We start from the raw sequence: 11,041 nt of genomic DNA, 5'->3' as shown, positions 1-11,041 counted from the left end.
GCTCGACCGGCTGCGCGACAGCCCGTGGCCGCCCGCGGCCCTGGAGAGCGCGGACGAGCTGATGGGCGCCCTGCGCCAGCGCAAACCCGAGGTGCTCGGCGCAGCGCTCGCCAACGACCTCCAGCCGGCCGCGCTGTCGCTGCGCCCGGCCCTGGCCGACGTGCTCAAGGCCGGCTACGACGCGGGCGCGGTCGCCGGCATCGTCTCCGGCTCCGGACCCACCTGTGTGTTCCTCGCCACCGACGGCCCGCACGCCGAACGGGTCGCGGCCCGCCTCAACGAGGCCGGGGTGTGCCGCACCGCCCTCACCGCGCGGGGACCGATGCCGGGGGCCCGGGTAACCTAGAGGCATCGTGGCCAACATCATCAATCTGGACCGGGTGAACAAGGGCTACGGAGCCGCCGGTCAGCTGCTTACCGACGTTTCCCTGGGGCTGGACGACGACGCCCGGGTGGGCATCGTCGGCCTCAACGGGGCCGGCAAGTCCACCCTGCTGCGCATGCTCGCCAAGCTCGAGGAGCCGGACTCCGGCCGGGTCACGCACCGCCGTGACCTGCGCGTCGCCGCACTTCCGCAGACGCTGACGCTCGCCCCCGAGGCGACCGTCCGCGATGTCGTGCTGGGCACCGCCTGGCTCAGCGAGGGCATGGGCGCCGAGCACGAGTGGGCCGGCGACGCCGGCGTCCGGGCGATCCTCACCGGCCTCGGCATGGGCCACCTCGGCCTGGACACCCCGGTCGGGCCGATGTCCGGTGGCGAACGCCGACGGGTCGCGCTGGCCGCCCTGCTGGTCCGCGAGTCCGACCTGCTCATCCTCGACGAGCCCACCAACCACCTGGACGTGGCCGGCGTCGACTGGCTGGCCCGCTACCTGCTGGGCCGGCGTGGCTCGCTCGTCGTGGTCACCCACGACCGCTGGTTCCTCGACGCCGTCTGCACCGCGACCTGGGAGGTCGTCGACGAGCAGGTCTACGCGTACGAGGGTGGCTATGCGGCCTGGACCCTCTCCCGGGCCGAGCGCCTGCGCGTCGCCGCCGCGGTCGAGTCCCGCCGGCAGAACCTGCTCCGCAAGGAGATCGCCTGGCTGCGCCGCGGCCCGCCGGCCCGCACCTCGAAGCCGCAGTTCCGGATCGACGCCGCGAACGCGCTGATCGCCGACGTGCCCCCGGTCCGCGACCAGGTGAGCCTCCAGCGGCTGGCCACCACCCGGCTCGGCAAGCAGGTCTACGACCTCGAAGACGTCACCCTGCACGCCGGCCCCAAGCCGATCTTCCAGAACCTGACCTGGCAGGTCGGTCCGGGCGACCGGATCGCCATCCTCGGCGCCAACGGCGCCGGCAAGACCACCCTGCTGCGCCTGCTCGCCGGGATCACCAAGCCCGACGGCGGGCGGCTGGTCACCGGCTCGACGGTGAAGGCGGCCTTCCTCTCCCAGGAGCTGCGGGAGCTGCCCGGGCACCTGCGGCTGCTCGAAGCGGTCGAGGAGGTCGCCCGGCGCGTGCAGCTCGGCGACCGGGAGCTCTCCGCGGGCCAGCTCGCCGAGGTCTTCGGCTTCACCGACAAGCGCATCTGGACCCCGGTCAGCGACCTGTCCGGCGGCGAGCGGCGGCGCCTGCAACTGCTGCGCCTGCTGGCCACCGAGCCCAACGTGCTGCTGCTCGACGAGCCCACCAACGACCTCGACACCGACACGCTGGCCTCGTTGGAGGACCTGCTCGACTCCTGGCCGGGCACGATGATCGTGGCCAGCCACGACCGCTACCTGGTCGAACGCGTGACCGACACGGCGTACGGGATGTTCGGCGACGGCCGGCTGGTGCACCTGCCCGGCGGCATCGACGAATACCTGTCCCGGGCCGGCAACCCCGCGGCCCCGCCCGGAGAGCTGCTGACCGCCGGCGGCAAGGCCCCGGCGGCCACGTCCGGCATGTCGGCCGCCGAGCTGCGCGCCGCCCGCAAGGACCTGTCCCGCCTCGAACGCCAGGTAGCCAAGCTCGACGAGCGCATCCTGAAGATCAACGAGAGTCTGGCCGTGCACGGCAGCGACTACGACAAGATCATGGAGCTGGACGCCCAGCTCAAAGCCGTGCAGGAGGAACGCGGCCAGGTCGAGGAAGCCTGGCTCGAGCTCGCCGAACGCGTACCCGAGAGCTGACCCGCACCCCCGGAGCGACCATGATCCGGGGGTGCCCCTGCGCCGAGTCCGGCGATGCGCGAGAATCTCCTACGACACCACCCGACGTTGGAGACGGACACCATGGGACACAATCCGGTCAACCACCCGCTGCGGCCGATCTACCGCGCTCTGGGCGCGCTGACCGGGGCCTACCTGGTGCTGTTCGGCGTCCTCGGCGCCATCGTCACCGCCGGCGAGGGCCTGTTCGGCAACGGCGAGGACCGCGTGCTCGGCCAGGAGACCAACCTCTTCTGGTCCCTGATCTGCGTGCTCGTCGGCGCCATCGTGCTCATCGCCACCGTGATCGGCCGCAACTCCGATACCGTGATCGACAAGTACTTCGGCTGGGGCCTGCTGGTCGTCGGCAGCTACGAGCTCGCGGCGATCCGCACCGACGCCAACTTCCTCAACTTCAGCATCTCCACGGTCGTGGTCACCTACCTGCTCGGCCTGGTGCTCATCATGGCGGCGTACTACAGCAAGGTCGCCCCGCCGGAGCAGGCCAGCCCGCCGCGCCAGGCCCGCGAACGCCAGTCGCAGTCCGCCTGACCGGTCACCGGGACCGCGTCGTCAGAGCCGGCTTCGCCTCCAGGTGGGAGAGCCCGTTCCAGGCCAGATTGACCAGATGGGCCGCCACCATCTCCTTCTTCGGCTTGCGGGCCTCCCGCCACCACTGACCCACCAGCGCCACCATGCCGACCAGCGCCTGCGAATACAGCTCGGCGAACTTCGGATCCAGCTCCCGCGCCTTGAACTCGGCCCCCAGAATGTGCTCCACCTGATGCGCCACATCGTTCATGACGCTGGAGAAGTTGCCGCCCGGCGACAACACGGGTGACTCCCGCACCAGCACCTGGAAACCGTGCGGCTCCTGGTCGATGTAGTCCAGCAACGCCAGCGCCGCCTGCTCCAGCAACTCCCGCGGATCCCCGGCGGTCAACGCCCCCGTGATCCGGTCCAGCAGTGCCCGCACCTCCCGGTCCACGACCACGGCGTACAGGCCCTCCTTGCCGCCGAAGTGCTCGTAGACGACCGGCTTGGACACCTTCGCGCGGGCCGCGACCTCCTCGATCGACGTGGCGTCGAAACCGCGCTCGGCGAACAACTGGCGGCCGATCGCGATCAACTGCTCACGCCGCTGCGCGGCCGGCATGCGAACCCGGGCAGTGCCCTTCGTGGACGCGGCGGCGGCGCGAGGTGCCCGCCGGGCGCGCGGCTCCTGGCCTGGCTCGCTCTGGTCTGTCACCCGGCCATCCTGCCAGCTTGTCCGGCGTGTCCATGGTCCCGCGCGGCCCGCAGGCCATCGATGAGGCGCACGACAACTAGTCGAACGACTAGTAAGATATCGACATGCGCACACCTCTTGAGGAAGACCCGCGCGCCGGGGAGGCCCGGCGCCTGCGAGCCGGGAGCCGGATGTCGCTGGCCCAGCTCAGAAAGCACTTCGGCGTCAGCCGCGACACCATGGACGCCTGGCTGCGGGACGAGCCCACTCCGGAATGGACCCGCCGGCCGCGCGCCCGGGACGACCTGCGCGCCCGGGCGATCGTCATGCGGCAGGCCCGGGCGACAGTGCCGGAGATCGCCGAGGCGCTTTCCGTCGCCAAGTCCACTGCCTATCTCTGGGTCAGGCATCTACCGCTCGACGAGACCAGTGAGCAGGCCCGGCAACGCCGCCGGGAGCATTCGCGCCGGGTCGCGGAGACGCGGTGGGAACCGCTGCGCAAGCAGCGCGACGCGGACCGGGCGGCGATCAACGCCGTCGAGGCGACGTGGGTCGACGAGCTTTCCGATCGTGAGGTCAGGCTGCTCGGTGCGGTGGCCTACTGGTGCGAGGGCACCAAGGCCAAGCCCTGGCAGCCGAACCGGTAGTGGTGGGCTGACGTGGTCGGGGTGCCGTTCGAGATTTTCCGGCGTCCGACCCTGAAGACGCACAATCCGTCCACCGTGCGGCACAACGTCGGAGACCCTTATCGTGGCTGTCTGGTGGTGGACGTGCCCGACTCGCGCGCCCTCTACTGGAAGGTCGAAGGTCTGATGGGTGGGATCGCCGCCGCGATGGCCTCGATCGAAGAGGTTAAGATGTAGCCCGCGAACATGACCTCACGGTTATGTCCGCTTTGCCCTCCCGAGTCGTCTAAGGGCAGGACGTCACCCTTTGGTGGTGATTATAGGGGTTCGAATCCTCTCTCGGGAGCTCTGTATCCGCGGTTGAGTCGGCGCCGCGTTCTGCACAGCCACTGCGATCAATGGAGTCCGCGTGAGCCAGGCCCGGAGCCGTACCGTTGTCGTTCTTGCCGCCGGCGAGGGCAAGCGGATGAAGTCCGCCACGCCGAAGATGTTGCATCCGCTGCTCGGGCGCACCCTGCTCGGCCACGTCCTGCACGCCGCCGAGGCCGCGCGCGCCTCCCGCACCGTCGTGGTCGTCGGGCACAAGGCCGACCAGGTCCGCGCGCACCTCACCGAGATCGCCCCCGGTGCCACCCCGGTCCTGCAGGCCGAGCAGAACGGCACCGGGCACGCCGTCCGGATCGCCCTGGATGCCATTCCCGAGGCCATCGGCACCGTGGTCGTGCTCAACGCCGATGTGCCGCTGCTGCGGCCCGGCACCGTCGAGGCGCTGATCGCCGCGCACGAGTCGACGAGCCGGGGTGCGACCGTGCTTGCCGCCGAGGTTCCCGATCCGACCGGGCTGGGCCGGATCGTGCGGGACGGGTCCGGCAACCTCGAGCGCATCGTGGAGGAGCGGGACGCTTCCGCCGAGGTGCGGGCCGTGCGTGAGGTCAACGCCGGCATCTACGCGTTCGACGCCGCGTTGCTGCGGGAGGCGCTGGGCAAGCTCTCCACCGACAACGATCAGGGTGAGGAGTATCTGACCGACGTGTTCGGGCTGCTCGCCGCCGTCGGGCACGCGGTGGGGGTGCATGTGGCCGCCGACGCGCTGGAGACCCTGGGGTGCAATGACCGGGCCGAGCTGGCGCGGCTGCGGGGGCTGCTGCGGGACCGGGTCAACACCGAGTGGATGCGGGCCGGGGTGTCGATCCTCGATCCGGCGACGACCTGGATCGACGTCACCGTCACCCTCGAGCCCGATGCCGTGGTGGATCAGAATTCGCAGTTGCAGGGTTCGACGACGGTGGCGACCGGCGCGGTGATCGGGCCGGACACGACGCTGATCGACACGGTGGTCGCGGCCGGGGCCACGGTGCTGCGGACGCATTCCATCGGGGCGCAGATCGGGCCGGATGCCACGGTGGGTCCGTTCTCGTTCCTGCGGCCGGGGACCCGGCTGGGCCGCAAGTCCAAGGTCGGCGGGTTCGTCGAGACGAAGAACGCCGAGCTGGGCGCCGGGGCCAAGGTGCCGCACCTGACGTACGTGGGTGACGCGACGATCGGCCCGAAGGCGAACATCGGGGCGGGCACGATCTTCGCCAACTACGACGGCGTCAACAAGCATCACACCACCGTGGGCGAGGCCGCTTTTGTGGGCAGCGACACCGTGCTGATCGCTCCCGTGGAGATCGGGCCGGGTGCTTACGTGGCCGCCGGCAGTGCGGTCGCCAAGGACGTGCCGGCGGGCCAGCTGGGGGTCACCCGGGCGCCGCAGCGCAACGTCGAGGGGTGGGTGGCGCGCAAGCGGCCGGGCACCGTTTCGGCCGAGGCTGCGGATCGGGCCGGGAAGCCGGAGACTGAGGACACCGGGGCGTAACCGGCGCAAGCTGGGGTGAGGCATCCCACGACCGGGCCGCCGTTCGTGGCGCCGGTCCGGCCGCGGGTAATACTTCAGGTGACAACCCCCTCGATTGCACGGGAGCGGACGAGCCGATGGGCAGCATCGTCGCGGAGAACCGTAAGAGTTTGATGCTTTTCTCCGGCCGGGGCTTCCCGGAGCTGGCGGAGGAGATCGGGCAGGTGCTCGGCGTCGCGCCGACCCGTTCCGACTCGTACGAGTTCGCCAACGGGGAGATCTTCGTCCGGTTCAAGGACTCGGTGCGCGGCTCGGACGCGTTCGTGGTGCAGTCGATGACCGAGGGCATCAACACCTGGGTCATGGAAACGCTGATCATGGTCGACGCGTTGAAGCGTGGCTCGGCGAAGCGGATCACGGTCGTGCTGCCGTTCTACCCGTATTCGCGGCAGGACAAGAAGCACCGCGGCCGGGAGCCGATCTCCGCGCGGCTGATCGCCGACCTGCTGAAGACCGCGGGGGCCAACCGGATCCTGACCGTGGATCTGCACACCGCGCAGATCCAGGGCTTCTTCGACGGCCCGGTGGACCACCTGTTCGCGATGGACATCCTCGCCGAGCACATCATCAAGAAGTTCGAGGGCCGGCCGATGACGGTCGTGGCGCCGGACTCGGGCCGGGTGCGGGTGGCCGAGCGGTGGACGGACCGGCTGGGCGGCTGCCCGCTGGCGTTCATCCACAAGACGCGGGACCCGTTGAAGCCGAACCAGGTGGTCGCCAACCGGGTGGTCGGTGAGGTCGAGGGCCGGGTGTGCCTGATCGTCGACGACATGATCGACACCGGTGGCACGATCACGAAGGCCGCGGACATCCTGTTCGACTCGGGGGCCGCCGATGTGATCGTGGCCTCGACGCACGCGTTGCTGTCGGATCCGGCGACCGAGCGGTTGAAGAACAGCCAGATCAGTGAGCTCGTGGTGACCAACACGCTGCCGTTGCCGGCCGAGAAGCAGCTCGACAAGATCACCGTGTTGTCGATCGCGCCGCTGCTGGCCCGGGCGATCCGTGAGGTCTTCGATGACGGCTCCGTCACCACTTTGTTCGGCGGGCTGAGCTGACGGCTCGGGTCGGCTGGGCGTCCGCTTTGTGGCGGGAAGTGGCTTGATCGGTGATGCAAGTTGCATTCGTGCGGGTGAAATTTCCGCAGGGAGAGTGATCCGGCGGGACCCGCCGGTCTGCCCGTAGCAGCGGCAGGTAAGCTGGTGCGGTTGCCACGGCGAGGGTGCCACGCGGTCTGCTGCAGTTTGCAGAGTTCGCTTGAGGCACCGTGATCGACGCGGTGCTCCGGGCCCGTGCCCGTGCGCCCCTTCGCCGAGCGCCGATTGCCCGCAGCCCGCCGACTTCTCACGCCGCCCGTTCCAACGTTTTCAGGAGTATCCCCGTGTCCGAGGTAAAGATCAGCGCCGAGCCCCGTACCGAGTTCGGCAAGGGTGGTGCCCGCCGCACGCGCCGGGCCGGCCTGGTGCCCGCCGTGCTGTACGGACACGGCGAAGCCCCCGTCCACATCGCGCTTCCCGCCCGTGAGTTCGCCGCCGCGATCCGCCACGGTGGCCTCAACCAGGTCTTCACCATCGACGTCGTCGGTGGCACGGGCGCGACGCTGGCCCTGCCGAAGGCGATCCAGCGCGACCCGATCAAGGAGACGTACGAGCACGTCGACCTGATCATCGTCAAGCGTGGCGAGAAGGTCCAGGTCGACGTCCCGGTGACGCTGGTCGGCGAGGCCGCCCGCAACACGCTGGTCGTCAACGAGTCCAACACCCTGGCGGTCACCGCCGAGGCGATGCACCTGCCCAGCGGCTTCGAGGTCTCGATCGAGGGCCTGGAGGCCGGTTCGCAGGTCACCGCGGGCGACGTGACGCTGCCCGAGGGCACCGAGCTGGCCGTCGACCCGGACTTCGTGCTGGCGATGGTGACCGCGGCGCAGACCGCCGAGCAGCTCGAGGGTGACTCCGCCGACGCCGGTGAGGCCGCGGCCGCCGAGTCCGAGGCGTCCACCGAGGAAGCCGCTTCCTGAGCCAGCACCACCCGAGAAACGCGATCTGCAGGGAAAGTGCCGTCGGCACTTTCCCTGTTGTCGTAAGGAGAGCTTGATGACCGAGGACGCACCCTGGCTGGTGGTCGGCCTGGGCAATCCCGGCCGGGAGTACGCGGGCAACCGGCACAACGTCGGTTTCATGGTGGCCGAGCTGCTGGCCTCGCGGGTGGGCGGCAAGTTCGGCCGGCACAAGCGGGCGGTGGCCGAGGTGGCGGAGGGCCGGCTCGGTTTCGGTGGCCCGAAGCTGATTCTGGTCAAGCCGTTGACCTTCATGAATCTGTCCGGGGCGCCGGTGGTGGCGCTGGCCCAGTTCTTCAAGGTGCCGGTGGACAACATCGTGGCCGTGCACGACGAGCTGGACGTGCCGTACGGGCAGGTGCGGGTGAAGCGCGGCGGCGGTGAGGGTGGTCACAACGGGCTGCGTTCGATGTCGAAGTCGCTCGGCAGCAAGGAGTACGCCCGGGTCCGGTTCGGCATCGGCCGGCCGCCGGGACGCCAGGATCCCGCGGACTATGTGCTGTCGGATTTCGCCGGTGCCGAGCGCAAGGAGCTGGAGTTCCTGGTCGACCGGGCGGCCGACGTGGTGGAGGCCGTGGTGCTCGAGGGCGTCGAGTGGGCGCAGAACAAATACCACGGAAGCTGAAGGGATACGGCCAGAACGGACAGATCGATTAGGCTGTTTTGTCCGTCTATCGGTCCCGTGACGCCTCCCCCGGTTAGCGCGTTGGTCACGTAGCGCACCCAAACGGTGTGCGGACACCACGCGGTACGGGGGAGGTTCGGGTGCGGCAGGAACTCTCCGAGAGCCACGAGGCGACATTGGGTGAGCCGACGGTGGTACTGCCGACGGTGCAACGCCGTGACGTGGTCCCGTCGGAGCCGCCGGAGCACCATGGTCCGGCCAACCATCCGCCCGGCAACCACGGCCCCCGCCCGCACCGGCCGTCGCCGTACCGGGCCCGCAACAGCAAGATCCCGTCGCCGGCCCGGTCGACCGGTGACGACGCCGGCGAGGACGTGCTCGACAACGCGCCGCCGCTGGCCGGGGCCGGTGGCCGGGTTCCCGCCGGCCGGGCCCGCAACCGGGCCGTCGAGCGGCACTGGTCGGCCGAGCCGAACCGTTCGGCCGCCGCCCGCCCCGCGAACCGGCCGTTCGTACGGGTCCGGGGGCGGCACGCGGCGATGTCGCGGCGCCAGCGCTGGGAGCGGCAGTACGTGCGCGCCCTGGTCCTGTGTGACCTGCTGGCCGGCATCGCGGCGGGCGCGGTGACCTTCGGGCTGCGCTTCGGTGACGAGGTGACCACCTACAACCGGTCGTACCTGTGGCTGTCGGCGTTGCTGCCGCTGGCCCTGCTGGCGGTGCTGGTGGTGAGCCGGGCGTACGAACGCCGCTTCCTGTTCGTCGGCACGGACGAGTACCAGCGGGTGTTCCGGGGCGGGGTCGGCCTGATCGCGGGCGTGGCCGTCGTGTCGTACGCGCTCGATCTTGATCTGGCCCGGTCCTACGTCCTGGCCGCGCTGCCCACCGCGATGGTCTCCGCCGTGGTCCTGCGGTTCGCCCTGCGCAAGCGGCTGCACATCGCCCGGTCGCGCGGCGAGCGGCTGCGCCGGGTGATCGTGGTCGGCCACGAGCTGTCGGTCATCGGCATCACCCGGCAGCTGCGCCGGGAGCGCTACCACGGGCTGGAGGTGGTCGGCGCGTGCCTGCCGCCGGACCACGACGGGGTCATCGACCTGCCGGTCTTCGGCACGTTCGACGACGTCGCGACCGCGGTCGACGCCGCCGACGCGGACACCGTGGTGGTGCTGAGCTGCCCGGAGCTGGACGGTGCGGCGCTGCGCCGGCTGGCCTGGCGCCTGGAGCGCGACGAGGTCGACCTGGTGGTGGCCAGCGCGCTCATCGACGTGGCCGGGGCGCGCACCACGATCCGGCCGTTCGACGGGCTGCCGATGCTGCACGTCGAGCACCCGCGGCTGCACGGCGGCGCGCGGGTCGTGAAGGACCTCGTGGACCGGGTCGGGGCCCTGGCCCTGCTCATTCTCTTCGGTCCGCTGCTGCTGGCCGTCGCACTCTGCGTCCGGGTGACCTCACGCGGCCCGGTACTCTTTCGGCAGGTGCGGGTCGGGCGTGACGGGTCCGAGTTCCGCATCTTCAAGTTCCGCAGCATGTACGTCGACGCCGAGGCCCGGCTGGCCGAGCTCCGGCATCTCAACGAGCACGACGGTGTGCTCTTCAAAATGCGCGACGACCCGCGCGTGACCCCGGTCGGCCGGTGGTTGCGGAGGCTGTCCCTGGACGAGCTGCCGCAGCTGCTGAACGTGATCGCCGGGCAGATGTCGCTGGTCGGGCCGCGACCGCCGCTGCCGTCCGAGGTTGCCGTCTACGCCGACGATGTGCGCCGCCGTCTTGCCGTCAAGCCCGGCATGACGGGCCTATGGCAGGTTTCCGGACGATCGGACCTGTCGTGGGAGGAGACGGTACGGCTGGACCTTCGCTATGTGGAGAACTGGTCTCTCAGCTTGGACCTGGTGATCCTTTTGCGCACCATGACGGCCGTGGTCCGGTCGTCAGGGGCCTACTGAACGGACAGGGAGCGGTTGGATGAGCGAGCAGACAGGGACGTCGGCGCGCATAGCCGGTCAGCGGGAGCCCGCCGGTGACGGTGGCACGCCGCCGGTCATCGACGCCGCGTTCGCGCGCTGGCTGGCGGACCGGGCCGGCCAGGTGCTGCTCCAGGTCCGCGAGGAGGTCGGGTACGCGGACGGCAAGCTGCTCAAGGCCGCCGGGGACAAGGCCGCGCACGATCTGTTACGGGCCGAGCTCGCCCGGTGGCGGCCGGCGGATGCCGTGCTCTCGGAGGAGGACGACCACTCGCGCGTGGCGTGGGCGGACGACCGGCACGACGCCGTACGCCCGGACCGCCTGGACGCCTCCCGGGTCTGGATCATCGACCCGCTGGACGGCACCCGCGAGTTCTCCGAGGAGGGCCGCACCGACTGGGCCGTGCACGTCGCCCTGTGGACCGCCGACTGCTCCCGGCCCAGCTGCCTGGCCGCGGGCGCCGTGGCGATGCCGGC

The 11,041-nt window shown here is 70.6% G+C and carries 11 protein-coding genes, 1 tRNA gene and 1 pseudogene; 12 read left to right on the top strand and 1 reads right to left on the bottom strand.

The window, feature by feature from the left end; genetic code table 11:
- The 3 genes and pseudogenes from AB0C29_RS16855 to AB0C29_RS16845 form a co-directional block, all read left to right on the top strand.
- A pseudogene (locus AB0C29_RS16855) lies at window positions 1–346 on the top strand (4-(cytidine 5'-diphospho)-2-C-methyl-D-erythritol kinase); the annotation flags it as partial.
- Between the two features lie 7 nt (window positions 347–353).
- On the top strand, window positions 354–2,156 hold the full coding sequence (locus AB0C29_RS16850; RefSeq protein ID WP_360821088.1) for an ABC-F family ATP-binding cassette domain-containing protein: 1,803 nt from the start codon (window positions 354–356) through the stop codon (window positions 2,154–2,156).
- Between the two features lie 54 nt (window positions 2,157–2,210).
- The gene (locus AB0C29_RS16845; protein ID WP_360821086.1) at window positions 2,211–2,726 is read left to right on the top strand and encodes a DUF4383 domain-containing protein; all 516 of its coding nucleotides are present in this window, start codon (window positions 2,211–2,213) and stop codon (window positions 2,724–2,726) included.
- 4 nt (window positions 2,727–2,730) lie between these two features.
- Here AB0C29_RS16845 and AB0C29_RS16840 read toward each other — a convergent pair whose 3' ends face one another.
- A complete protein-coding gene (locus AB0C29_RS16840) occupies window positions 2,731–3,330 on the bottom strand; it encodes a TetR/AcrR family transcriptional regulator (protein ID WP_360821092.1) in 600 nt (199 codons plus the stop codon).
- A gap of 197 nt (window positions 3,331–3,527) precedes the next feature.
- Between AB0C29_RS16840 and AB0C29_RS16835 the strand changes: the two genes are divergently transcribed.
- The 9 genes from AB0C29_RS16835 to AB0C29_RS16795 form a co-directional block, all read left to right on the top strand.
- Entirely contained in the window at window positions 3,528–4,049 is a 522-nt protein-coding gene (locus tag AB0C29_RS16835; RefSeq protein ID WP_360821084.1) for a helix-turn-helix domain-containing protein, read from the top strand.
- A gap of 21 nt (window positions 4,050–4,070) precedes the next feature.
- Entirely contained in the window at window positions 4,071–4,265 is a 195-nt protein-coding gene (locus AB0C29_RS16830) for a hypothetical protein (RefSeq protein WP_360821083.1), read from the top strand.
- A 38-nt stretch (window positions 4,266–4,303) separates the two neighbouring features.
- Window positions 4,304–4,374, top strand: a tRNA-Gln gene (locus AB0C29_RS16825).
- A 120-nt stretch (window positions 4,375–4,494) separates the two neighbouring features.
- Complete coding sequence (gene glmU, locus AB0C29_RS16820) at window positions 4,495–5,886, top strand: bifunctional UDP-N-acetylglucosamine diphosphorylase/glucosamine-1-phosphate N-acetyltransferase GlmU (protein ID WP_360821090.1); 1,392 nt, start codon at window positions 4,495–4,497, stop codon at window positions 5,884–5,886.
- 116 nt (window positions 5,887–6,002) lie between these two features.
- Complete coding sequence (locus AB0C29_RS16815) at window positions 6,003–6,983, top strand: ribose-phosphate diphosphokinase (protein WP_360545503.1); 981 nt, start codon at window positions 6,003–6,005, stop codon at window positions 6,981–6,983.
- Between the two features lie 323 nt (window positions 6,984–7,306).
- Window positions 7,307–7,942: a 50S ribosomal protein L25/general stress protein Ctc gene (locus AB0C29_RS16810; RefSeq protein ID WP_360821081.1), complete on the top strand. Its 636-nt coding sequence runs from the start codon at window positions 7,307–7,309 to the stop codon at window positions 7,940–7,942.
- Between the two features lie 76 nt (window positions 7,943–8,018).
- A complete protein-coding gene (gene pth, locus AB0C29_RS16805) occupies window positions 8,019–8,606 on the top strand; it encodes an aminoacyl-tRNA hydrolase (RefSeq protein ID WP_360821079.1) in 588 nt (195 codons plus the stop codon).
- A 140-nt stretch (window positions 8,607–8,746) separates the two neighbouring features.
- Entirely contained in the window at window positions 8,747–10,546 is a 1,800-nt protein-coding gene (locus tag AB0C29_RS16800) for an exopolysaccharide biosynthesis polyprenyl glycosylphosphotransferase (RefSeq protein WP_360821077.1), read from the top strand.
- 19 nt (window positions 10,547–10,565) lie between these two features.
- On the top strand, window positions 10,566–11,041 hold a 476-nt coding region (locus tag AB0C29_RS16795; RefSeq protein ID WP_360821075.1), incomplete at its 3' end, for an inositol monophosphatase family protein.

Source organism: Actinoplanes sp. NPDC048791, assembly GCF_040650095.1.
GTDB lineage: Bacteria > Actinomycetota > Actinomycetes > Mycobacteriales > Micromonosporaceae > Actinoplanes.
This window is presented reverse-complemented; position numbering and strand designations above follow the sequence as displayed.